The sequence below is a fragment of the Variovorax sp. FW301-JW7 genome, assembly GCF_058788795.1.
This window is the reverse complement of record NZ_JBYTBC010000002.1, coordinates 239972-261696: the sequence shown is the minus strand read 5'-3', so window position 1 is coordinate 261696 and position 21725 is coordinate 239972. Positions and strand designations below refer to the sequence as shown.

Below are 21725 nucleotides of genomic sequence, written 5' to 3'. Positions count from 1 at the left end.
GGATGTTCGTATTCAGCCGCAGTGGCTCCAGCGGCCGTACTTCGCGACTTCCTTCTCGTCGAAGCCGAAGCCCAGGCCGGGCGTCTGGTGCAGCACGACGCGACCGCCCTGGTGCGACAGCTGGCGATCGACCAGGCGACGGAAGTTCAGCACCTGATCGTCCCAGAAGAACTCGACGTAGCGCGCATTCGGCGTGGCCGCCACCAGCGGCGCGTGCAGGTCGTGGAACCAGTGCGGGCACATCTGCACGCCGTAGCCGGCGGCCATGGCGGCGATGCGCTTCCACTCGGTGATGCCGCCGCACACGGCCGCGTCGGTCTGCAGGATGGCGGCGCCGCCCATGTCCAGCAGCTGCTTGTGGTACCAGCGGCCGTAGCCGATCTCGGCGGTGGCCACGGGAATGCGCGTCAGCTTCGCGAGGCGCGCATGGCTCTCGATGTCGTCGGGGCCGAAGGGCTCTTCGATGAAGTACGGGTTGTAGGGCTCGATGCGGCGCAGGTACTCCATGGCCTGCACGGTGTCGACCCAGCCGTTGTTGCAGTCGAGCATCAGCGCCACGTCGGGGCCGATGGCTTCGCGCGCGGCGCGCACCCGCGCCTCCTCGCCCTTCGGGTCCCAGCGACCGGTCTTCATCTTCACGGCGCTGAAGCCCAGCGCGGCGTAGCTCGCCATTTCCTCGCCGACCATGGCGGCGGTCTTGCCGTCCAGGTAGTAGCCGCCGCTGGCGTAGGCCGGCACGGTGTCGAGCTCGACCGCGCCCAGGTACTTGTGCAGCGGCAGGCCCACGGTGCGCGCGTTCAGGTCCCACAGGGCGATGTCGAGCGCGCTCAGCGCGCGCATCACCGTGCCCATGCGGCCCTGCAGCAGCGCCTCCTGGTACATGCGCTGCCACAGGCCTTCGATGGCGAGCGAGTCCTGCCCGAGCAGCACCGGTGCGAGCAGCTGCTCCACCGCGACGCGAAACAGCTCGCCCGCCGCGCTGCCCACGTAGCAGAAGCCGATGCCCTCGACACCGTCGGACGAGCGCACCTTCACCAGCCCGTAGTGGCGCTCGTGGACGGTGCGGTTGGAAAAGGAAGTGACTTGGTCGAGCGGAACGCGGGCGACGCACACATCGATGGACTGGATGACAGGCACTGGAATCTCCGGGAAGGGTTGTGAGAACGGCGCCAGTCTGCGTCCGATGAAGCACGAAAAACAGCATGTAATCGACTGTTCAAACCACGCAAAATACGTGTTCATGGACACCAGCTTTCTCGAGACCTTCATCGCCGTCGCCGAGGCCGGCTCGCTGGCCGAGGCGGGCCGCCGGCTCGACCTGGCTCCCACCACGGTGGCGCAGCAGATCCGCGCGCTCGAGGCCGACATCGGCAGCCAGCTGCTGCGCCGCGCCGGCCGCACGGTGCAGCCCACCGTGGCCGGCAACCGCATCCTTGCGCGCGCCCGCACGCTGCTGCGCGATGTGCGCGACCTGCGCTCCGAAGCCTCCGACAACGCGCTGCCCGCCGGCCCGCTGCGCCTGGGCGCCACGCCGACCGCGCTGATGGGCATGCTGCCGCCGGCCCTGGTGCGCTGGCGGCAGGTGCACGAAGACATCGAGGTCTACATCGAGCCCGGCACCTCCACCGCGCTGATGGCCAAGGTGCTGGCCGGCGAGCTCGACGCGGCGCTGCTGGTGCACCCCACGTTCGCTCTGCCCAAGACCTGCCACTGGGTGCCGCTGCGGCGCGAGCCGCTGATCCTGCTGGCGCCGGCGCGGCTGCGCGTGCGCGACCCGCTGGCCACCGCCGCGCGCGAGCCCTTCATCCGCTACGACCGCAGCGTGGTGGCCGGCAAGCTCGCCGACGAGTACCTGCGCCAGCATGGCGTGCGCCCGCGCGTGCAGTTCGAGCTCGACGGCATCGAGCACATCGCCAAGCTGGTGGCCGAGGGCCTGGGCGTGTCGGTGCTGCCCGACTGGGCCACGGTGGGTGCGCCGCGCAGCGACCTGAAGCGCTGGCCGCTGCCGGCGCCCTGCCCGGTGCGCACGGTCGGCATGCTGTGGCTGCGCGGGTCGGCCCGCGCGCCGCTGGCCGATGCGCTGGTGCAGCTGCTGGGCGAGACGGCTGCCGCGTAGCGCGTCTGCTTCAGGCAGTGGCGCCGGAATCCTTCACGATACGGCCCCACTTGACGCGCTCGGCGCGCATGTAGGTCAGGAACGCTTCCGGCGTCATCGGCGCAGGCTCGAAGGCCATGACCTGCAGCTTGTGCACCACCTCGGGCATGCGCAGCACGTCGCAGATCGCCGCGTTGAGCCGCGCAATGACGGTCGGCGGCGTTCTCGCTGGCGCCACCACACCGTGCCAGTTGTTGCACACGAAGCCGCGCAGGCCGAGTTCTTCCATCGTCGGCACCTGGGGCAATGCGGCGGCGCGCGTGGCGGTGGTCACGCCCAACGCGCGCACCTTGCCGCCCACGATCTGCGGTAGCGCAGTGACGCCACTGGCGAAGGTGATGTCGACTTCGCCGGAGAGCACGGCCGTCATGAGGCCCCCGCCGCTCTTGTAGGGCACGTGCAGCAGGTTGGTGCCCATGGCCGCGTTGAACAGCACGCCGCACAAGTGGCCCGCGGTGCCCGGGCCGGAGGAGCCGTAGCTCAGCTGGCCGGAGCGGCCCGCCTCGCGCGGGCGCTACGCCACCGACGCGTCGATCTACCAGATCATGCCGGCGGGCGTCTTCGTGCCGACCTGCGAGGAAGACATTGCCACCGCGCTGCAGATTGCGCGCGAACTGAAGGTGCCTGTACTGCCGCGCGGCGGTGGTACCAGCCAGTGCGGACAAACCACGGGCGCCGCGCTCGTCATCGACAACACCAAGCACTTCCGCAAGGTGCTGGCGGTCGACCCCGCAGCCGGCACCGCGGTGGTGGAGCCCGGCCTGGTGCTCGACCACCTGAACGCGCAGCTCAAGCCGCACGGCCTGTGGTACCCGGTGGACGTGTCCACCAGCGCGCAGGCCACGCTCGGCGGCATGGCCGGCAACAACTCGTGCGGCTCGCGCTCCATCGCCTACGGCAACATGGTGCACAACGTGCTCGGCGCCAGCGCCTGGATGGCCGACGGCGAGCTGCTGCAGTTCGGCCCCGTGGCGCAGGCCTCGGGCCGCGCCGCGCGCATCGCCGAGTTCGTGCACTCGCTGGCGGTGCAGCACCGGCGCGAGATCCACGAGCACTGGCCCAAGGTGATGCGCCGCGTGGCGGGCTACAACCTGGAAATTTTCGACAACCAGAGCGAGCGCCCCTACACCGCGGACGGCAGCGTCAACCTCGCGCACCTGCTGATCGGCGCCGAAGGCACGCTGGCCTACACCCGCTCGCTGACGCTCAAGCTCAGCCCGCTGCCGAAGGCCAAGGTGCTAGGTGTCGTGAACTTCCCGACCTTCCATGCGGCCATGGATTCCGCGCAGCACATCGTCAAGCTCGACCCCACTGCGGTCGAGCTGGTCGACCGCACGATGATCGAGCTCAGCCTGCAGAACCCGGCGTTCCGCCCGACCATCGAAACCGCATTGATCGGCCGCCCCGCCGCGATCCTCCTGGTCGAGTTCTCCGGCGAGAACCGCGCGTCGCTGCTGCCCAAGCTCAAGCAACTGGTCGAACTGATGGGCGACCTCGGCTCGCCCGGCAGTGTGGTCGAGATGGCCGACGAGGCGCCGCAAAAGAGCCTGTGGGAAGTGCGCAAGGCCGGTCTCAACATCATGATGAGTCTCAAGGGCGACGGCAAACCCGTGAGCTTCATCGAAGACTGCGCGGTGCCGCTCGAGAACCTGGCCGCCTACACCGATGAGTTGACTGAAGTGTTCGCGAAGTACGGCAGCCGCGGCACCTGGTACGCGCATGCCTCGGTCGGCACGCTGCATGTGCGCCCCATCCTCGACATGCGTGTCGATGGCGCGGGCAAGATGCGCGCCGTGGCCGAAGAGGCCAGCGCCCTCGTGCGCAAGTACAAAGGCGCCTTTAGCGGTGAGCACGGCGACGGGCTGTGCCGCGGCGAATGGATCGAATGGCAGTTCGGGCCCGCGATCAACGAGGCCTTCCGCGCCATCAAGCAGCACTTCGACCCGGCCAACCTCTACAACCCTGGCAAGATCATCGATCCGCCGAAGATGGACGACGGCGCCCTCTTCCGCTTCGCGCCCGCCGAGGCGCCGAAGCCCTACAAGCGCATCCCGATCACGCCGGTGCTGGACTGGTCTGCCTGGAACGTGCAGGCCGACCCTGTGACCGAAGTGACCACGGCGCCCGGCACCGGCGGCGACGTCACCGGCGGCTTCGCCAAGGCAGTGGAGATGTGCAACAACAACGGCCACTGCCGCAAGTTCGACGCCGGCACCATGTGCCCCAGCTACCGCGTGACGCGCGACGAACAGCACCTCACGCGCGGACGCGCCAACACGCTGCGGCTGGCCATCTCGGGGCAACTCGGGCCCGACGCCTTCACCAGCGAAGCCATGCACGACACCATGGACCTGTGCGTCGGCTGCAAGGGCTGCAAGCGCGACTGCCCGACCGGCGTGGACATGGCGAAGATGAAGGTCGAGTTTCTCGATCACTACAAGAAGCGCCACGGCCACACGCTCAAGGACAAGCTGGTGGCCCGGTTGCCCGACTACGCCGCGCTCGCCAGCCGCTTTCCCTGGCTGCTGAACCTGCGCAACACGCTCCCGGGCGCGGCCTGGCTGGGCGAGAAGCTGCTCGGCTTTTCAGCCGCGCGCTCACTGCCCGCCTGGCGCAGCGACACCTTCTGGCGCTCGAAGGAAAGCTTCTCCAGCGCCGAAGAAACCTTGCGCCGCGCCGCCGCCGGCGAACGCACCGCCGTGCTGTTCGTCGACACCTTCAACGGCACCTTCGAAAGCGAGAACGCCCTGGCCGCCGCACGCGTGCTCAAGGCGGCCGGCTACACGCTGCATACCGTCACCAAGGACGGCGGCCACCACTGCTGCGGCCGCACTTACTTGGCGACCGGCATGGTCGACGAGGCCAAGGCGCGGGCCGGCGCGCTCATCAATGCGCTGCTGCCCTTCGCGCAGGCCGGCGTGCCCATCGTGGGACTGGAGCCGTCCTGCCTGCTCACGCTGCGCGACGAGACGCTCGTGATGGGCCGGGGCCCCAAGGCCGAGACCGTGGCCACCCAGGCGCTGCTGTTCGAGGAGTTCGTCGCCCGCGAGGCCAAGGCCGGTCGCTTCGCAGTGCGGCTACGGGCCGCCGAAGCGCCGATCCTTTTGCACGGCCATTGCCACCAGAAAGCTTTCGGCGCGGTGAGCCCCATCCTCGACGTCCTCAAGCTCATTCCCGGTGCACAGCCCGAGCTCATCGAGAGTTCATGCTGCGGCATGGCCGGCAGCTTCGGCTATGAGGCCACCCACCACGCGGTGTCGATGCAGATGGCTGAGGCCAGCCTGCTGCCGGCCATTCGCAAGCAGCCGAACGCGATCGTCGTGGCGGACGGCACGAGTTGCCGACACCAGATTGCCGACGGCGCGCAACGCGAGGCCGTGCATGCGGCACGGTTGTTGAGCGATCTGTTGATCGATTGACCACAGTCCGTTCTGTCAATGTTTCAACGTAGCCTGGATTGCTCGAACGAGCGATGAACTCCTTTGCTCGAGCCGGCTGACGCGCCCTTGCGCAGACTTGGATCAATTTCAAGGCAATACTATTGGGTCGCATGGCGATAGGCACGTGCCGGTCAGCCTGAGAAGCTGAGCATTGACCGCCCCCTTGACGGCATTGAAATAGATGCGTGCCGGGTCCGGCTGCCAAACACGCGTGAAGGTATCCAGGATCCTCGCCCGCCGCGCTGCCGCATCCATCGCGGTGTGCGTGGCCAGTACCTCGTCGACCTGGTCGCCGCAGCGCATGACAGGGTTGAGAGCTGTCATCGGCTCCTGGAAGACCATGGCCGTCCGTGTTCCGCGCAGTTCGCGCAGCAGCCTTGGAGACGCCCGTGTAGGAGGCGATGCGCGATTGCAGGAACAGCTTGCGGCGCAGCTCGACAATCGTCAGCGCAACGCTCGGATCGATGGCTCGCGGAGACAGCTCGGGGCGAGAGGTCTTGTCAAAGACCAGCGGCACCCTCGGTCAGATAACGCCCAAGCCATTTCCTGGCAGTCACGGCGCTCACACCATGTGCAAGAGCCGCTGTGAGGCTGATAAGCCACGTCTTGTAATGTCTTGAACCATCTCCAATCGCCGCACGTACGTCAATCGCGCATTGTGCGTTCATCCGGCTTCAGGTGTTGAGTGGATCGGGGGTTTGGCGATTCCTAATCTCTCAAAACCGCTCCGGGTGAACACCCGCAACAACCTATTGAAGCTTCACACCTAGGAGGAAAGAGGGAGAGGGGGAAACGCTGCGGCGAGGCGCCGATGCCGCGCCACGAGCCGGCGTCATCTGACGCGAACTACTCATGATCCACCAACCGCGGCATACGCCACGATCTCGATCTTCATGTGCGGCACGACCAGCGCCGCAACCACCGCACTGGAGCGGTTGGGATAGGGCGAGGTGAAGAACTCGCGGTACACCCGGTCGATGACGGGCATGTCCGCCGCATCGAGCATGTAGATCAGCACCTGCGCCACATCGTCCATCTGCCCGCCCGCGGCCTGAACGGCGTTGCGCAGGTTAGTGAAGGTCAGGCGCGCCTGGTCTTCGACGGCGCCCGTGTGGATGCTGCCGTCGGCGCGCACGGGCCCGTGGGCGGTGAAGAGCAAGGTGCCGCCGGCCTTGACGGCCCAGGAGAACGGCTGGTTGGGGGTCGGCAGCCCGACATCGACGACTTCTTTCATCGGTGGTGTCCGGCGCCGCGTCACTTCGACACGAAGCCGGAATCCCGGATGACCTGGCCCCAGGTCTGGGTGGTGTGCCGGACACGGCCTTCCAGGTCGGTACCGTCGCCGTAGAAGGCCTGCAAGCCGAGCTCGTCCAGCGCCTGCCGATAAGCCGGGGTCGCGACCACACTGCGAATCGCCTCCCGGTAGCGCGTGATGACCTCCGGCGGCGTGCCTGCCGGAGCGAACACGCCCATGAAGGTGCGCTCCTCGAAACCGGGCAGCCCGCCCTCGGAGAACGTGGGCACGCCGGGCAGGCGGGCGAGGCGCTCGGGGCCGGAGACCGCGATGATGCGGATCGCTCCCGCCTTCTGATGCGGCAGGAATTCGCTGATGCCGGTCAGCCCCGCCAGCACATGGCCGCCCATCAGGTCCGCGACCATGGGCGCACCGCCGCGATAGGGCACGGCGGCGGCCTTGATGTCGAAGCGCTTGGCCAGCAGGCCGACCGCGAAGTCCGGCTGGCTTGCCGGTGCGGGGATGCCGACGTTCAGCGGCTCGTTGCGCGCCTTGGCCCAGGCCACCAGTTCCTGGATGTTGTTGGCCTTCACGCTCGGGTGCACGGCCAGTGCCAGCGGCAGCGTCGTCACGGTGGCCACCGGCACGAAGTCCTTGAGCGGGTCATAGCCCACGTTGCGCACGGTCATGGGAATGATTGAGACCGCGTGTTCGTTGGACAGCATGAGCGTGCGTCCGTCGTGCGCCGAGCGCGCGAGCAGCTGCATCGCGATCTGTCCGCCGGCGCCCGGGCGGTTGTCGACCACGACGCTGCGCCCCAATGCGTTCTGCATGCCGGTCGCAAGGTGGCGTGCCACCGAGTCGACGTTGCCGCCGGCGGGGAATCCCACGAGCAGGTTGACGGGCGGCTGGCCTTGCTGGGCAGACGCAACACCAGCGAATGACAGCGCGCCGGCGAAGATGACAAGCGCCGCGGTGATACGGCGTACTTTGCAAACGTGGTTCATGGGGACTCTCTTGTGGGGCTGGGTTTTGAATAGGAAGAACGAGATGGCAAGCACTAGGGTTTCTGGCGTGCGAGCACGCAGTCCCACGCGAGCACGATCTTTCCGACGTGCTGTGAAGACTCCATGCGTTCGTGCGCATGCGCGACCGCATCGAAGGCGTGCAGGGAATCGATGACCGGCGCGCGCATGCGGCCCGCGGCGACCAGTGGCAGCACGTGCTCACGCAGGCTGGCCACGATCTGCGCCTTGTCTGCCTCGCTGCGCGGACGCAGCAGCGAGCCGGTGAGCACGGCGCGCCGCTGCATCAAGGCGAGCAGATCGATCTCGGCGCGCACATCGGCCTGGAAGGCGATCTGCACCACGCGGGCGCCCATTGCGGCGCAGGCGAGATTGCGTTGCAGGTACGAGCCCCCCACCATGTCCAGGATCACGTCCGCACCGCGCCCTTGTGTGAGCGCCAGCACGCGCTCGACAAAGTCTTCGCGGCGGTAGTCGATCGGTTGCGCACCCCAGTCGGACAAGGCCTGGCACTTGGCCGGACCACTGGCGGTGGCCATCACCTCGTGCCCCAGGGCGCGGGCCAATGCGACCGCGCAGGCGCCCACGCCGCTGGTGCCGCCGTGCACCAGCAGCGTCTCGCCGCTCGCCAGGCGCCCCAGCTCGAAGACATTACTCCACACGGTCATCGCCGCCTCGGGGAATGCCGCGGCCTCGGCCCAGGACCAGCCTGTGGGCACCGGCAGGCAGTGCGTGGCGGGCACGCAGACCCACTCGGCATAGCCTCCGCCGGGCGTCAGCGTGCAGACCTTGCGCTCGAGCCAGTCCGCATCGACGCCTGCGCCCAGGCCATCGACGACGCCGCTGACCTCCAGGCCCAGGATGTCCGAAGCACCGGGCGGCGGCGCGTAGACGCCTTGGCGCTGCGCGACGTCGGCGCGATTGACGCCCGCGGCCGCAACCCGGATGCGAAGCTCGCCCGGGCGCGGTTCGGGACGCGGTGCGTCCACCAGCCGCAGGACGTCGGCCGCGCCGGGCCGATCGAAACGAACCTGCCGCATGCGGTTACGCGGCAGCGGCCGGTGAAGCGTCGGACTTTTCAGCGTCCACCGCGATGCCGTAGAAACCGTAGGTCTCGGTGAAGCGCTCGCGCTGGCGCTCGTTGAGCCACAGGCGCATGAGCCAGCGCCGCTTGTGGGGTTCCTGCCAGTCGGTGAAGCCGGTGCGCGAATGCAGCGTGACATGGTTGTTCAGCCACTGGATGTCGCCGGGACGGAAATCCATCGACAAGCACAGCTCGGGGCTTTGCGCATAGCCGTCGATCAGGTCGAACAGGCGGCGATGGTCGTCGGTGAGTTGGGGGGCACCTTCGTAGCGCTGCGCGGACTCGATGAAGTTGCGCAGGTACATGATGGACAGCTTGTCGTCGATCCAGCCGGCGATCGAGGTTTCCCAATACGGCTGGCCCGTCACGGCATTGCGTTCGCCCCGGTGATCGAACCACAGCGGCTCATACATCAGCGGCACCAGCTCGGGATGCTCGGCCAGCAGCCGGTTGTAGATGCTCGTGGAGCTGACCACCAGGCTCGCGCCGCCCGCTTTTGCCGTGCGAACGCACATCAGGCCGACGATGTCGGCGCCGTCCACGTGAAAAGGCGCCGCGTGGTTGGTGTGATAGAAGCGCGAATTCGCGTTGGTCTGCGGGTCCGTGCCGGTGGTGTCCGTCACGTGACCGAACAGTTCTCCGCGCGCGTTCTGCACCACGGGATCGCCCAGATAGCGACCGAGTCCCCAGTAGGCCAGGCTGCGTTCCTCCACGCTCCATTCATCGAGGGGCAGGCCGCTCCACAGCGCGAAGCCCCGGCCCGATGCCAGCTCTTGCGTCAGTTGCGCGATGCGCTGCGCAAGCTTGTCGAGCGGGAAGTGCTGCCTGTCGATCTTCTCTAGCGCCAGCCCGGTGGCCTGCGCGGCCCGAACGGCGTCACGCAACTCGCCCACTTCCTGCGCGCTGAGCGTGTAGCGCCACGAACTGTCGCGCGCCATGTCTTCGCGCGTCCAGGCGCTCGCGCCCTGGAAGGGGGTTCTCAGAATGTTCACCATGCTTATCTCCTCGGGTTGATGGCGGCCGCGGTGACGCCGACAGCCGTGGTGGTTTCGGCCAGGACGCGGCCCGGGTTGAGCAGGCCCTGGGGGTCCAGGGCCGCCTTGATGCGATGCATGAGTGCCAATTCGGGCACGGGACGGTTGCGGGCCAGCGCCTCGCGCTTGGCGAAGCCGATGCCGTGCTCCGCCGAGATGGAACCGTCGACCTCGGCCACCAAGCGATAGACCGCGGCCTCGATCGCGTCGGACAGTGCCCCGGGGGCCTGCACCAGCAGATGCAGGTTGCCGTCGCCGAGGTGCCCGTAGGTGGCCCTTTGCAGTCCGGGACGGACCGCGTCCAGCCCTTGCCTGATCCGCTCGAGGACCTCGGGGAGACGGCTGGTGGGAATGCTGATGTCGAAGGACAGGTACTCGCCCATCGAACGCGCGACTTCGCCCGAGGCGTCTCTCACGTCCCAGAATCCGGTGGCGTCGCCGAGCGACTGGGCCACGGCCACGTGCTCGGTGCCGATCGTCTCGGCCAGCAGCGCGAGGGCCTCCTCGACGCGCTCGCGGTCGCGCTGTGCATCCGGGTCGAAGCAGGAGACCTCGATGAGCACCTCGTGGTTGGCCGCGCCGGCGAACGGATCGCGCCCGATGCCGAGCCCGTGCACCCGCTCGAAGTAGTCGCGCCACATGACCTCGAAGGCCGTCAGCCCCGGCCCCAGCACCCGGCGCGCGGCCACCAGCAGTTGCAGCACCTGGGCCAGGCTGTCGCAGCCCACGATGGCTGTGATGCGCTCGCGGGGCAGCGGCTGCAGCCGCAAGGTGGCGCGGCTCACGATGCCCAGCGTGCCTTCCGAGCCGATGAACAGGTGCTTCAGGTCATAGCCGGCGTTGTCCTTGACGACCTCGCCCAGCCGCGACACCACGCTGCCGTCGGACAGCACGACTTCCAGGCCCAACACGCTCGCGCGCGTCATCCCGTACTGCAGCACCCGGTTGCCGCCCGCGTTCGTCGCGATGGTGCCCCCGATCTGGCAACTGCCGCGGCTGCCCAGGTCCACGGGATAGAAGAGCTCGTGGCGCTCGGCCTCCTCCTGGACCTCCTGCAAGGTGACGCCGGCCTGAACGCGCATGGTGCCGCTGAGCGCATCCACGTGCTCGATGCGGCGCAGCAGCTCGGTGGAGATCACCACTTCCCCGGCGCGGGGTGCGCCGCCACCCGCCAGGCCGCTCATGCCCCCTTGCGGCACCATCGGCACGCCCGCCGCAGCCAGTCGCGACACCACGCCGGCGAGTGCTTCTGGCGTGCGCGGCCGCACGACCGGGGCGGGCTCTCCGTACGTATCGGACCAATCCCGGCAGTAGCGCGGACCGGCGTCGGCGGCATCCAGAACGGTGATTTGATCCGACAGGTCTTCCAGGAGCGCGCGGATGCGAGCGCTCAATGCGAGCGACGCATCCAAGCCCGCCGCTTCCGCTTGCGCCATCGCCTTGTCAGACAAAGTCTCCATTTTTCAACCCAATCAACGAATGGATGGCGACTTTGTCTGACAATTTATCAGTGGTCAAGCCTAGGAAAAACCCGGCCAATGTGTTTTCCCAATGGAACGCACGAAGGATTCATCGGGTCTTTGTCAGAGCGAATTCGGACTTCTGTCGGACAATCGGCGCGACACGGAGAGCCCATGAGCACTGACAAAGCGTCGATCGTCCCCTTCTACCTGCCACCCGAGGAGCGCCGGGAGCCGGGCGGGAGCGTGACCGACTACGTGATGGCCGAGGTGGCGCGGCGCATCGTCGACGGGGAGTACAAGCCCGGCCAGCGGTTGGTGGAAGCGGACCTGACCCAGGACCTGGGCGTCAGCCGCAGCTCGGTGCGTGAAGCACTGCGCCGCCTGGAAATCAATCGCTTCATCGTGCTCGAGCCGAACCGCGGGGCCACGGTGGCCACGCCGTCACGCGAGGAAATCGTGGCGCAGTTCAGGATCCGAGAGGTGATCTCGGGGCTGGGTGCGCGTGCGGCGGCCGAGCGCATCGCGATGCCCGGGCACCGGGAGATCGTGCATCAGCTGATGCGCGACATCGAGGACCAGCTCGCCCAGGGCAGCGAGAAGAACCACCGGCGGGAAAACGGTCGCTTCCATCGCGCGATCAACGAGATGTCGGGCATCCCCGAAATCGGCAACCTGCTTGACCAGTTCAACTACCCGATCCTGCACACGATCTATTTCCGCGACCTGAGCAAGGCGCACTGGGAGAGCAACATGTCCGATCACCTGGACATCGCACGCGCGCTCGACCACGGCGACCCGGATGCCGCGGAGCACTTTGCCAAGCGGCACATGCATCGGATGGTGGACATCGCCACCACCATTGCGCAGGAGCTGGAGAAGCAGTCACGCGCCAACGGGCGCGCCAAGGCCTGAAAAAAGTCTCCGTTTCGACCTCTAGACATCCACTCAGCAGTTCGCCGTTGGACGGGTCCGACCCCGGGGCATGAAGCGTGGATCGTGGCTGGCGATCGATGACGCAGGTCATAGGATTGAGCCCGGCACTGCTGACGAGGTCGGCGTTTGCTTGGTGTTGCGAAACCGTTCAGTAGTTGGGCCCGCAGTCCTGCGAGCACCCCGGAATGTGGCAGAGGGCGGCGACGCCCCCGAAGCACGCTTACTAGAGTTCGATGACGAGGACTGCCTGCGGCCCCCATCAACCGTCAGGAGGTTCTCATGCGAGCGCTTTACACGCGCTGTGCGGGACTGGGCACTTATAGCAAGACCTGCCGCATCCCGGCGCCATTCAACACAACTTGGCGAATGGCTCGATGCATCCTGAAGGGATGCGTGTACACGCGCCGGATGTTCAAGCCGCATATCTCGCAATCCTCGCATCTGAGTTCGCATCGTCCGGATCTGATTGCTCAGGATAGGGTTGCCGTCATGCATGGTGGCGTCGCATGATCAGAGGGAGCCTTCGTGATATTCGCCGCCGAATTGAAGCTCCAGCGATTGGATGATTTCGTTGCCGATCAACGTCCGATAGTGAAAAAAATCATGAAGCTGGGCCTGACGGAGATGTCTCAGAAAAGCGGCTCCATCAACGAGTTGCATTGTTGTCCCTAGGCGAGACGCTCTCTTGGTGGTTTCCTCGCATCCGGATTGAAATCTGGATGTTGTGACGAATACACCGTGGGTATGGCCATTGAGGACCATCGCACCGAGAAGCTCCCGAATCGCTGAAACCTCGATTGCGCCTCTATGCCGCTTGACTTGGACTGCAGTCACCTGATTCGCGGCGTCGCGCAGGATGATATCGATGCCTCCATCCGACGAATACTGGGTCACTTCGGAATCGAAGCCATGGCTAGCGAATACGCTAGCTACGACTTCTTCGAAGCAGCGGGGATTCACGAGGTAGCGCTTCTCGTATCTAGCGGCCAAGTACTGCCGAACTTCATTCACAGGAGCCCAGATATCAATGTCGCCAAACTTGCGCAGCGAAGCGGCTGCGCCGAACTCGACGAACCAGCTTCTCGCGCGTGTTTCCAGGTAGATTTCCTTGGAGACATTCCACCAGCCACACACAGGGCAGATGCAGAGGCAGGCAGGCTCCTCGCGAGGGGGGGCTCTGTACTCCAGATCACGAAGGAGGAAATCGCCGTGGCACTCTGCCATGGCAAGGATGTACTCCCGATGCTGTCGCTCGTACGTATTTGACACACCAATCCATCGGTCTTCGATCTCTTCTCTGACGAGTTGAGTCTTGCAAAAGCGACAGTGCGCGCCGCATATTTCTCCAATCGACGGTGTAGCTCCTTGCTCCCCGTGCACCCAAATCGACAATTGGCGTCTCCTGTAGATGAAGAAGTGCTCGCGATGACCTAGCCGTCATTTCACCGGCTGAGGCTGGCGCCTGCCGGTGTTGATCCCTGCGGCAGGGCCTAGTTTCCAAATAAGTGTTCACGAGCGTCCTGCTGGCAATTTCCCAAGCGATTTCACGACAGATGCTATTGCAGTGAAGCTCGATGAGCTATCTCGGCGGCTCGGCGAGGAGCTGCTCGAACGTCTCTAACTATGTTGGCCAATCAAATTCAGCCTCCTCGAGTGATGCCGCGAGATGGATTGGTTGATACGTGTAGTCGATAGTCACTCGATCGCTCTGCGGTACCGAGAACATTCCACACACCAATAAGGGGCGCTCATCGGTTTCGGGTAGGGACGCGACGGCTGCTAGATTCAACGAGTCGACGTCACCACGTCGCCCTCTGAAGCAGTCGATGGCTCCGTACACGGTGCTCTGATGCCACATGCTCCCTCCCTTGTTCGTTGATGTCCGCTATCGACGCTCTCGTGTGAGTGAAGCCCTTTGGCCGAGTCGAGCCTATGGAACTCGGGCGTCAAGCTCGTCCCACAGTGGTGCGAGCCCCAAGCTTCGCAGATGGGTACCGAGGTCCACGAAGGGCTTCGTCCCAATCGCGGACTCGACGAACCAAGTCGCCTCGCACTCCTCGCAAACGAACAGCCCAGCGCCGCCGCATCTGATTGCCATTGCGGCAATCTCGCCTTATTCACATCTTGGGCAAAGGCATTGGAGGTAATTGTGGGGGCAAGTGGGCCATTCAATACCCACTATCGGGCGAAGTCTAAAGGACCTACGAGCGTCGGCTTTTGGCCGATCCTCCCTCAAACAGGGGAGGACACCGCAAGATGGCACATCTAGGATGACGCCGAGACCGACCTGATCGGGCTGTCATGGATTTCCGCAGGCTCCTGTGCTTTTGCGCCGCGACCATCTTGGTCGCTTTCGCCTCCGCCAGATACAGTTGCGTCTATTCCGACAGCATTCGATGCTAGCGCGGCAGGCCGCACGTGCAGTTGCCTTCGCGAGCGTGGCACCGAAGCGGCACGGGCGAGTCGACCAGTTGCAACCAGAAGGAGTCAACGATGCTCAAGCTAATCCATAAAGCGCTCATTGCAGCACTTGTGATTATTCCTTCCTCGACCGTCATTGCCCAGGTATCTCTTCAATCAAGGAATATTGATCAGATTGCGGTGTACGCGATGATGGCGTCAAACGCCTATGCAGATGACGTGGAGAAAACCTATTTTTCACTGGAAAAATTAGGATGGAGAAAGGTTGATGAAAACGGGGAAGGTATTGATGCCAAGAAAAATTCCTACAGCCCCAAAACCTTTCTTGGTGCTTTTTTCTCCAATCTGCAATTCGACATCTGGGAGGATGCCAACTCAAATCGAACAATATTTGCGTTCAAGGGGACCAAGGAGAAAATAGATTGGACAACGGGGAATTTGATGCTCGGCGTATCGATTCCGTACAAAAGTGCAAAAAAACACGTGAGGGAATATATTAAAAAACATCCCCAAAGGGTCGTCTCTCTTTCTGGGCATTCTCTCGGGGGAGGACTGGCTCTTTCCGTGTCATTCTGGGAAGGGGTGGACGCCGTTGTGTTCAACTCATCCCCGAGAGTTTTTGATGGCACCAAAGGGAATAATAAACCTGCCGAGCGAATCGCAATATTTCAGGAAGATGATATCTTGCAAAAAGTAAGGCTTCACCATCCAATCTTCCTCAAGAAAATTTCATCTGATCAGGTGACCGAAACTCATTTCGATTATTCTGGAAGAAATTCGCATCGAAGCGACCTTTTGGCAGAAGGGATTCTTGCTTGTAGTAATGATCCCGCGCTCAAAGAGTTCGCGAATAGCATCAATTTGTCGGTAAGGTGTTATCTCGACTGAAAATCGATCCTCGATAAATCTTGGAAAACGGTAGTTGCTGGGAGGTGAAATGAAGATTTTCAAAGGCATTGCATTTGCAATAGCTGTGCTGCTCTCGCTCGCTGCTTCGGCGGACGAAGTTCTTCGTATTCGTGGGCTAAAAATCGCACCTGACGCCGCCACTCCTCTGGTAGATAGAGGAATGGTTTCGGGGCTAAAGGCTCTGACTGCAGCGTCAAACGCCGATCAGGTGTTTGACGATGACATGGTTTTGTTAGCCGCTCTTAGAGCAAGCTCCGCACTCGACGCTTCTCGATGGGTCGTATGTAGACATAAAGCGTGGCGACGGACGTATGTCGCGTTACACCCATGATTTCGCTGACTGGCACGCCACTCGCCGCCGCCTCCGTCACAAATCCAGCTCGCAATGAATGCGCCGCACACTCGGCCGCCGCATCCGGACCTCTCGCCGCCTTAACAGCCGCTTGCACTATCTGCGCTACAGCCTGCGGAGTCAGGCCTCGATCGCCCACCAAGTAGTCATGGCGGCTGACCTGTCGAAACAGCGGTCCGCCTGTGATCTCCGCCATCTCCAACCATGCGTTCAATGCCAAGACAGGACACCTGTCCTTGGACTTCGCCATCGGAACGAACACCATCTGTCCCTCGCCTCGCTGATCGGTCTTCGATTTCCGAATCAGCAGATCGCAACCAGTTTCGTGCCTCACAACATCGCTCTTGCCCTGGACCGTGCCTTCCTGCGGCACCAGCAGCGCGATGCCTTCGGCCGTGTCCTGCCGACCGAGGACGACCTTGACGCTGGGCGTGCCCCTGACCTCGAAGCTGTCCTTGGACAGCAAGCTTTTCGCGCTGAACCGAAACGGCACTCCGTTGCGCGCAGCAACGCAAGCCATCCCGACAAGCGGTGCCGGCGTAGCCCACTCGATGAGGTATTGGGCCTTCAGCAGGTCTTCGGGAATGCCGGCTTGCTTGCCGTGCGCCGAGCACTCCCGAGCATCGACCTGCTGTCGAAGCGTGGCAAGTTGCTTCGCTGCGGCGTTCACCGCAGGCTCGCTGCTCGAGTGGAAGCGATTGGCATTCTCCAGCGCCGACACGCTCTGGTGGGTCTGCTGTTGCGGTGGTGCAGCCACCAAGGTGCGCACGCCGGCGAGGAACCCGGCCTGCGCCTGACGCTCTCGGGCAAGCTCGTCGATGCTTTCCTTGAACAGGGTCGCGCTCGGGCCACTGACAAGCTGCTGAGCTTGAACGCAGGCGGCGTAGAACTTCGGCAACTCCAGTTGACTTTGCGGTGACAGCGTCAGAAGGTCGCGGGGCAGTTGGTTCGGCTCGGCGCACGTGATAGTGAACGGGGACTCATCTGACGCGCTGCCGGCGCGCCGCTGCACATAGGCCCACGTCAGCGCGCCATCACGCTGGCCGATCTGCGCCGCGCCGCTCTGAGCCACCGCGATCTGGGCACTGGCTTGCCGGGCTTCTTGGGCCACCAGCTGGTCGCGTTGTTGCAGCGAGCCCTTGAACAACTGGAACTGTCGCAAAGCATCGGCACGCTCAGCATCTTTGAGGGATTGTGGACCGGGCGCAGCGGCTTGGCATGCCTCATAGCGGCGAAGCGCCTGGTCGAGGAACTCGGGCTTCCAGTCGCGCGCACGCACGCCGTAGATGATTCTGTCCAGCCCGCCCACACCCGCACCGTCTATCTCGGTCAGAAGCTCCAGGCGGATGGGACAGCTGAACTGAGGTGTCTGCGCGAACACAGATGCCGCCAACGCTGCAAGACTCGCGACCAAAGTAGCTCGAATCAACATAGCGGGCCTCACGCGAACACCAGCAGGATGTCGAGGGCGAGGAGCACGCACCACGTAATACCGTACAACTTGCTATGCCCGAAGACCTTTGCCCGGCTGAAGAGGTAGTACGGCAGCGTGATGGGGTCGGCTAGACCAAGCTGCTTGACCGCATGGCCTTGCTTCTGCAGTGACAAGTAGTCGATGCGCAGGAACAGCCACATGAGTGCCACACGCAGCAGGAAGATCTGAATCAGCGTGAGCCAGCCCCAGTTGTCTGGGTTGCCCCAGAACAGCACTGCAAGGACAGCCACGATGATTGCGGTAAAGAGCGGGCCGAGTGCAGCAACCCAGGCTGTACCGTTCTTGACCTGCGACAACTCCGGCGCGGCGGGCATCGAGCCACCCTCCTCCTGACCAGCCAGGATGAACGCCGCCGCCTTGAAACCATGGACGTTTGCGGCCATCAGGGTGACCGTAGCGCCGGTGCGTAGCGTAAACACGATCTTGGGTGCAAAGCCGTGCTTGCCTTCGGTCACGGACGCAATGTCGGCTTTCTCGATGGTCTGCCCACTGGCGGCGATGACCAGTCGCTCATTTGTAACGACGACTTCAGTCTCCTTCACGTTGACCTTGCTCTTTAGCCAGGTGCCGTCGCCCTCGAACAGGACGGTTTCCTGCGGGCGTAGTTGGAACTTCATTGATGTCTTCTCCATGGTTTTTGTGAGCTTTGCCCGATTGGCCCAGGCCGCCTGAGCCCGCTGAGCGCAAGGGATGGCTTTGTCGCGCCGGCTGAAGTTGCTGTTCCAAGCGTCTTTTTTCTGAATTACTAGTCGTAGTTTTTGAGTTTGCCAGAAAACTACGACTAGTGAGTTCACTCGAGTGGATCGGACATGAAGACTGCGCGCAATGTCGACTGCGTCTTCCCCCTCATCCAAAGCTCCACAAACGACCACTGCCGAAGAGACCGAGGCAGCAGCAGCCAAAGAAGAGATCCACAAGATGAGCGTTCTTCTTGGCAAAGCTATTCGTGCTCGGCGCCTGGAAAAGGAAATGACGCAACTCGATCTGGCAACCTACGCAGAGTTGGATCCGAACTTCATTGGCTTTGTGGAACGCGCTGAACGCCGCGTTACCCTGTACAACGCTTGGCGCATCGCGGGAGGACTCGGCATTTCACTCGCGGAGTTGGTTGCGCCATTGCCAACGCGGAAGATTCGAGTCGTCAAGAAACCCGCAAAGCGGTCCTGAGTCGCCAGAGCTGCCGCCTACTTCGCCTTTCCTTTCACGGCCACTGTCGGCGTGATCTCTAGGTAGTAGATCGGCGACTTCGGCGTGATTAGCCTCTGAATCTCGGTTGTCACAAAATACTTGGGCTCGACAAAGTACGCCGGGTCGATGACGTAGTGGAAGGACTTGACCTTCTCCGTGGCCCTGACGTGGTGCCACAAGATCCAACGGCCAAACTGTTTCGCTGGGTTGTACAGCGCCGTGATGAGCGCCACGTCCGGCAGCGCATCGATGGTGGCGCATTCCTTCTCTTCTGCCTTGAAGCCGTACTGCCGCAGGATGGCGGCTAGGGTCGGCGCATACGGCCAGTCCGGTCCATGCGGTGCCAGGCCGTGCTTAATGGCATCGTTCATGATCGTGTCCAACGGCTGGTTCGTGATCATCGCGATGCAACTCAAGCCGTCATCGATGCGGATGTTCGGCTGCATCTCGACCCGGGTGAATGGCGAGACGAACCCCTCAGGCAAGCCCCCCTCCGTGGTAGCGCTCTTGGGGGAGGTTGCGGACTTCACAGCTTTCGTTGCGACTGGATTCTTGGTCTTGGTTGCCATAGGAAAGAAGCTCCTTGTTGATTGAAGAAGCGAGCGCCCATGCAGCGGCCCGACCTGCCAGCCATTGGCCGCGGAAGGGAATGCAAAGAGGAAGGGAGAAGGTCTGCGAGATTGAAGCTCAGGGCTTCAGTTCGCGTCTGTTGCACTGCTGTGCGCTCGGTCAAAACCTGGCTTCGGCGAGCGAAAACAGCACTTTGACAACCAAATCATAGCCGCCTGTGGCCAGTGGGGGGGCGACTAAATAACTTTGCCAGGCAGCGCCGTGCGGGAGGCTACTTCATTCATCGAGCGAGTTGGTTAGAGGCAATCTCCAGCAGACCGTGCGCAGTCCACTTACCGGAGAGATCCTCCCATTCAAAACTCAGATAGCACAGCTTTTCGTCACCATCTGCGACCTCTCGAGCGGCAAAGGAGAACTCGGTCGGTCTGATCTGGGTAGGAGTCTTGTGATATCGACGCCCGGCCTCCGGGCAAACGTAACGCCTCGATGAAGGATCGTGCCTCGCGGCGCCCTGAACATCGAACTTTCCACCGACCGTGTCTTCACCACTGATGTCGAATTCCAAGGTGGTCCCCTTCAACACCAGCGAATCAACCTTTGCTTCGAAGATCCCCCAGCCCGACGTCACGTCGCCGACGACCAGCGCACCTTCGTAACGAGGCGATGCAACGATTGCCAGGGCTTCTTTCGCCTCAAATGATTCGCTGGCCGATTCGGGCGCACTCATGCTCGTCTCGCTGGAAATGGAAAGACGACGACGATAGCAGTGACAACCATCGCTCCAAAGCAAAAAAAAGCCGCAGTGAAAATCACTGCGGCTTTTGATAGTAGCTTTGCTAGTTCAGGAGTGGTAAGCTAAAAATCTTTTACCAATCAATAGCTTGCAAGCATATTTGGAGGAGAGGGAGGGATTCGAACCCTCGGTACTATCGCTAGTACGCCTGATTTCGAGTCAGGTACATTCGACCACTCTGCCACCTCTCCGGTGCTGTCGAGCCTCAGATTATAGCCAGAAAAATCTGACTTTTGACGCCCTGCGCTTCAACCGCGCAAAACTTCGAGGCCGCCGAGGTACGGACGCAACGCCGCCGGCACGTTGATCGAGCCGTCTTCGTTCTGGTGGTTCTCCAGCACCGCGACCAGGGCGCGGCCCACGGCCAGGCCGGAGCCGTTGAGGGTGTGCACCAGCTCGTTCTTGCCCTGGGCGTTCTTGAAACGGGCCTGCAGGCGGCGCGCCTGGAAGGCTTCGCAGTTCGACACCGAGCTGATCTCGCGGTAGGTGTTCTGCGCGGGCAGCCACACCTCGAGGTCGTAGGTCTTGGTGGAACCGAAACCCATGTCGCCGGTGCACAGCAGCACCACGCGGTACGGCAGCTCCAGCGCCTGCAGCACGGCTTCGGCGTGACCGGTCATCTGCTCGAGCGCGTCGTAGCTCTTCTCGGGGTGCACGATCTGCACCATCTCGACCTTGTCGAACTGGTGCTGGCGGATCATGCCGCGCGTGTCGCGCCCGGCGCTGCCGGCTTCCGAACGGAAGCACGGCGTGTGGGCCGTGAGCTTGATCGGCAGCTGCGCCTCGGCCACGACCTCGTCGCGCACGAAGTTGGTCAGCGGCACTTCACTGGTGGGAATGAGGTACAGCGCCGAATGGTCGGGCGCAGCCTCGCCGTCCTGGCCGCCCTTCTTCGCGGCGAACAGGTCGCCTTCGAACTTGGGCAGCTGGCCGGTGCCGCTGAGCGTGGCGGCGTTGACCACGTAGGGCACATAGCACTCGGTGTAGCCGTGCTGTTCGGTCTGCAGGTCGACCATGAACTGGGCCAGCGCGCGGTGCAGGCGGGCGATCGGGCCCTTCATGACGGAGAAGCGTGAGCCCGAGAGCTTGGCGCCCATCTCGAAATCGAGCCCCAGCGGCGCGCCGAGGTCGACGTGGTCCTTGGGCGCGAAGGCCAGCGGCGTGGCGTTGGCGCCGGCGCCGCCCTTCGGGGCCCAGCGGCGCATCTCGACGTTGCCGGCTTCGTCTTCACCCAGCGGCACGCTGGCGTGTGGCAGGTTGGGCACGGCCAGCAGCAGTGCGTGCAGCTCGGGCTGGATTTCCTCGAGGCGTTTGGATTGCGATTCCTGCTCGGCCTTGAGCGCGTTGACCTCGGCCATGAGCGCGTCGACCGACTCGCCCTTGGCCTTGAGCGGGCCGATCTGCTTGTTCAGCGTGTTGCGGCGCGCCTGGATTTCCTCGGTGCGGGTCTGCAGCGTCTTGCGCTCGGCCTCGAGCGCGGTGAACGCCAAGACGTCGAGGTAGGGCTGGTTCTTCTTGCGTTTTTCGAGGCCGGCCACAGCGGAGGCCAGGTCTTTGCGGAGCAGGGTGATGTCGAGCATGGGGAGATTTTAGGTGGGCGCCCGGCCCGCGCCCGCTCTCCCCGCTTGC

18 protein-coding genes, 1 tRNA gene and 2 pseudogenes are annotated in these 21725 nt (G+C 63.7%); 5 read left to right on the top strand and 16 right to left on the bottom strand.

Translation table 11 applies throughout. The features are described from left to right. Positions 1 to 12: 12 nt before the first annotated feature. Positions 13 to 1137 (bottom strand): mandelate racemase/muconate lactonizing enzyme family protein, encoded by a 1125-nt coding sequence (locus tag AC3WQM_RS06250; protein ID WP_492677353.1) that lies wholly within the window; start codon positions 1135 to 1137, stop codon positions 13 to 15. A 103-nt stretch (positions 1138 to 1240) separates the two neighbouring features. On the opposite strand from AC3WQM_RS06250, the gene AC3WQM_RS06245 reads away from it, so the two are divergent. Further along, on the top strand, positions 1241 to 2116 hold the full coding sequence (locus tag AC3WQM_RS06245; protein ID WP_492677352.1) for a LysR family transcriptional regulator: 876 nt from the start codon (positions 1241 to 1243) through the stop codon (positions 2114 to 2116). 10 nt (positions 2117 to 2126) lie between these two features. Here AC3WQM_RS06245 and AC3WQM_RS06240 read toward each other — a convergent pair whose 3' ends face one another. Continuing rightward, a complete protein-coding gene (locus AC3WQM_RS06240; protein ID WP_492677930.1) occupies positions 2127 to 2639 on the bottom strand; it encodes a tripartite tricarboxylate transporter substrate-binding protein in 513 nt (170 codons plus the stop codon). 61 nt (positions 2640 to 2700) lie between these two features. On the opposite strand from AC3WQM_RS06240, the gene AC3WQM_RS06235 reads away from it, so the two are divergent. Next, positions 2701 to 5574: an FAD-binding and (Fe-S)-binding domain-containing protein gene (locus AC3WQM_RS06235; RefSeq protein WP_492677351.1), complete on the top strand. Its 2874-nt coding sequence runs from the start codon at positions 2701 to 2703 to the stop codon at positions 5572 to 5574. A gap of 198 nt (positions 5575 to 5772) precedes the next feature. Here the strand turns inward: AC3WQM_RS06235 and AC3WQM_RS06230 are convergent. The 7 genes and pseudogenes from AC3WQM_RS06230 to AC3WQM_RS06200 all read right to left on the bottom strand — a co-directional run. After that, positions 5773 to 5982: pseudogene (locus AC3WQM_RS06230) on the bottom strand (microcin ABC transporter ATP-binding protein); the annotation flags it as partial. Beyond that, positions 5975 to 6220, bottom strand: a pseudogene (locus AC3WQM_RS06225) (leucine zipper domain-containing protein); the annotation flags it as partial. The pseudogenes AC3WQM_RS06225 and AC3WQM_RS06230, both read right to left, overlap by 8 nt. Before the next feature lie 225 nt (positions 6221 to 6445). Next, the gene (locus AC3WQM_RS06220; RefSeq protein WP_492677350.1) at positions 6446 to 6829 is read right to left on the bottom strand and encodes a RidA family protein; all 384 of its coding nucleotides are present in this window, start codon (positions 6827 to 6829) and stop codon (positions 6446 to 6448) included. Between the two features lie 20 nt (positions 6830 to 6849). After that, the gene (locus AC3WQM_RS06215) at positions 6850 to 7836 is read right to left on the bottom strand and encodes a Bug family tripartite tricarboxylate transporter substrate binding protein (protein ID WP_492677349.1); all 987 of its coding nucleotides are present in this window, start codon (positions 7834 to 7836) and stop codon (positions 6850 to 6852) included. 53 nt (positions 7837 to 7889) lie between these two features. Next, the gene (locus tag AC3WQM_RS06210) at positions 7890 to 8894 is read right to left on the bottom strand and encodes an NAD(P)H-quinone oxidoreductase (protein ID WP_492677348.1); all 1005 of its coding nucleotides are present in this window, start codon (positions 8892 to 8894) and stop codon (positions 7890 to 7892) included. 4 nt (positions 8895 to 8898) lie between these two features. Further along, positions 8899 to 9933, bottom strand: a complete 1035-nt coding sequence (locus AC3WQM_RS06205) for a TauD/TfdA family dioxygenase (protein ID WP_492677347.1) — start codon at positions 9931 to 9933, stop codon at positions 8899 to 8901. 2 nt (positions 9934 to 9935) lie between these two features. Continuing rightward, entirely contained in the window at positions 9936 to 11432 is a 1497-nt protein-coding gene (locus tag AC3WQM_RS06200; RefSeq protein ID WP_492677346.1) for an FAD-binding oxidoreductase, read from the bottom strand. A gap of 174 nt (positions 11433 to 11606) precedes the next feature. On the opposite strand from AC3WQM_RS06200, the gene AC3WQM_RS06195 reads away from it, so the two are divergent. After that, the gene (locus AC3WQM_RS06195) at positions 11607 to 12347 is read left to right on the top strand and encodes a GntR family transcriptional regulator (RefSeq protein WP_492677345.1); all 741 of its coding nucleotides are present in this window, start codon (positions 11607 to 11609) and stop codon (positions 12345 to 12347) included. A gap of 531 nt (positions 12348 to 12878) precedes the next feature. On the opposite strand, the gene AC3WQM_RS06190 is transcribed toward AC3WQM_RS06195, so the two are convergent. Then, positions 12879 to 13592 carry a restriction endonuclease gene (locus AC3WQM_RS06190; protein ID WP_492677344.1) on the bottom strand — a complete coding sequence of 238 codons (714 nt, stop codon included), beginning with the start codon at positions 13590 to 13592 and terminating at the stop codon, positions 12879 to 12881. Positions 13593 to 14861: 1269 nt separating this feature from the next. On the opposite strand from AC3WQM_RS06190, the gene AC3WQM_RS06185 reads away from it, so the two are divergent. Next, on the top strand, positions 14862 to 15677 hold the full coding sequence (locus AC3WQM_RS06185) for a Tle-like phospholipase domain-containing protein (RefSeq protein WP_492677343.1): 816 nt from the start codon (positions 14862 to 14864) through the stop codon (positions 15675 to 15677). A 263-nt stretch (positions 15678 to 15940) separates the two neighbouring features. On the opposite strand, the gene AC3WQM_RS06180 is transcribed toward AC3WQM_RS06185, so the two are convergent. Then, the gene (locus AC3WQM_RS06180; RefSeq protein WP_492677342.1) at positions 15941 to 17482 is read right to left on the bottom strand and encodes a site-specific integrase; all 1542 of its coding nucleotides are present in this window, start codon (positions 17480 to 17482) and stop codon (positions 15941 to 15943) included. An 8-nt stretch (positions 17483 to 17490) separates the two neighbouring features. Continuing rightward, positions 17491 to 18162 carry a hypothetical protein gene (locus AC3WQM_RS06175; protein ID WP_492677341.1) on the bottom strand — a complete coding sequence of 224 codons (672 nt, stop codon included), beginning with the start codon at positions 18160 to 18162 and terminating at the stop codon, positions 17491 to 17493. 301 nt (positions 18163 to 18463) lie between these two features. Between AC3WQM_RS06175 and AC3WQM_RS06170 the strand changes: the two genes are divergently transcribed. Further along, positions 18464 to 18712, top strand: coding sequence for a helix-turn-helix domain-containing protein (locus AC3WQM_RS06170; protein WP_492677340.1), 249 nt, complete (start codon positions 18464 to 18466; stop codon positions 18710 to 18712). A gap of 17 nt (positions 18713 to 18729) precedes the next feature. On the opposite strand, the gene AC3WQM_RS06165 is transcribed toward AC3WQM_RS06170, so the two are convergent. From AC3WQM_RS06165 to serS, 4 genes are all read right to left on the bottom strand, one after another. After that, the gene (locus AC3WQM_RS06165) at positions 18730 to 19302 is read right to left on the bottom strand and encodes a hypothetical protein (protein WP_492677339.1); all 573 of its coding nucleotides are present in this window, start codon (positions 19300 to 19302) and stop codon (positions 18730 to 18732) included. Between the two features lie 281 nt (positions 19303 to 19583). Beyond that, on the bottom strand, positions 19584 to 20030 hold the full coding sequence (locus AC3WQM_RS06160; protein WP_492677338.1) for a hypothetical protein: 447 nt from the start codon (positions 20028 to 20030) through the stop codon (positions 19584 to 19586). A 167-nt stretch (positions 20031 to 20197) separates the two neighbouring features. Next, positions 20198 to 20287 (bottom strand) — tRNA-Ser (locus tag AC3WQM_RS06155). 57 nt (positions 20288 to 20344) lie between these two features. Further along, positions 20345 to 21676 (bottom strand): serine--tRNA ligase, encoded by a 1332-nt coding sequence (gene serS, locus AC3WQM_RS06150; protein ID WP_492677337.1) that lies wholly within the window; start codon positions 21674 to 21676, stop codon positions 20345 to 20347. Positions 21677 to 21725: the final 49 nt, after the last annotated feature.

Bases quoted from the DNA above. Each gene is read 5' to 3' on its own strand.
- AC3WQM_RS06245 (WP_492677352.1), top strand. From the start codon at position 1,241: ATGGACACCAGCTTTCTCGAGACCTTCATCGCCGTCGCCGAGGCCGGC.
- AC3WQM_RS06235 (WP_492677351.1), top strand. From the start codon at position 2,701: ATGCCGGCGGGCGTCTTCGTGCCGACCTGCGAGGAAGACATTGCCACC.
- AC3WQM_RS06220 (WP_492677350.1), bottom strand. From the start codon at position 6,829: ATGAAAGAAGTCGTCGATGTCGGGCTGCCGACCCCCAACCAGCCGTTC.
- AC3WQM_RS06215 (WP_492677349.1), bottom strand. From the start codon at position 7,836: ATGAACCACGTTTGCAAAGTACGCCGTATCACCGCGGCGCTTGTCATC.
- AC3WQM_RS06210 (WP_492677348.1), bottom strand. From the start codon at position 8,894: ATGCGGCAGGTTCGTTTCGATCGGCCCGGCGCGGCCGACGTCCTGCGG.
- AC3WQM_RS06205 (WP_492677347.1), bottom strand. From the start codon at position 9,933: ATGGTGAACATTCTGAGAACCCCCTTCCAGGGCGCGAGCGCCTGGACG.
- AC3WQM_RS06200 (WP_492677346.1), bottom strand. From the start codon at position 11,432: ATGGAGACTTTGTCTGACAAGGCGATGGCGCAAGCGGAAGCGGCGGGC.
- AC3WQM_RS06195 (WP_492677345.1), top strand. From the start codon at position 11,607: ATGAGCACTGACAAAGCGTCGATCGTCCCCTTCTACCTGCCACCCGAG.
- AC3WQM_RS06190 (WP_492677344.1), bottom strand. From the start codon at position 13,592: ATGGCAGAGTGCCACGGCGATTTCCTCCTTCGTGATCTGGAGTACAGA.
- AC3WQM_RS06185 (WP_492677343.1), top strand. From the start codon at position 14,862: ATGCTCAAGCTAATCCATAAAGCGCTCATTGCAGCACTTGTGATTATT.
- AC3WQM_RS06180 (WP_492677342.1), bottom strand. From the start codon at position 17,482: ATGTTGATTCGAGCTACTTTGGTCGCGAGTCTTGCAGCGTTGGCGGCA.
- AC3WQM_RS06175 (WP_492677341.1), bottom strand. From the start codon at position 18,162: ATGAAGTTCCAACTACGCCCGCAGGAAACCGTCCTGTTCGAGGGCGAC.
- AC3WQM_RS06170 (WP_492677340.1), top strand. From the start codon at position 18,464: ATGAGCGTTCTTCTTGGCAAAGCTATTCGTGCTCGGCGCCTGGAAAAG.
- AC3WQM_RS06165 (WP_492677339.1), bottom strand. From the start codon at position 19,302: ATGGCAACCAAGACCAAGAATCCAGTCGCAACGAAAGCTGTGAAGTCC.
- AC3WQM_RS06160 (WP_492677338.1), bottom strand. From the start codon at position 20,030: ATGAGTGCGCCCGAATCGGCCAGCGAATCATTTGAGGCGAAAGAAGCC.
- serS (WP_492677337.1), bottom strand. From the start codon at position 21,676: ATGCTCGACATCACCCTGCTCCGCAAAGACCTGGCCTCCGCTGTGGCC.